Genomic DNA, 321 nt, shown 5'->3' on the forward strand with positions numbered 1-321 from the left:
GCCTGACAATAACCTACTTTCACACTGGTTGCAGCACTATCATCGGCGCAAAGTTGTTTCACGGTCCTGTTCGGGATGGGAAGGGGTGGGACCAACTTGCTATGGTCATCAGGCATAACTTGTACTGACGCTTGTTCTCGTTTGAGCAACAAGGCCATGAATCTGGAAGAAGCAAAGATTGGGTAATGAATAAGTGTATCAACAACACGCAACGTTGTACCGTCTTATCCTCTGCACCTGCTAAGGTTATAGGGACAAGCCGTACGGGCAATTAGTACTGGTTAGCTTAATGCATTACTGCACTTCCACACCCAGCCTATC

At 47.4% G+C, this 321-nt stretch carries 2 rRNA genes; both read right to left on the bottom strand.

Features of this window, described 5'->3' with window-relative positions:
- A 5S ribosomal RNA gene (gene rrf / locus GCM43_RS25555) occupies positions 1-113 on the bottom strand.
- A 137-nt stretch (positions 114-250) separates the two neighbouring features.
- Positions 251-321: ribosomal RNA gene (locus tag GCM43_RS25560) — 23S ribosomal RNA — on the bottom strand; the annotation flags it as partial.

The organism is Janthinobacterium aquaticum, from assembly GCF_009208565.1.
In the GTDB taxonomy this organism is placed as follows: Bacteria; Pseudomonadota; Gammaproteobacteria; order Burkholderiales; family Burkholderiaceae_D; genus Janthinobacterium.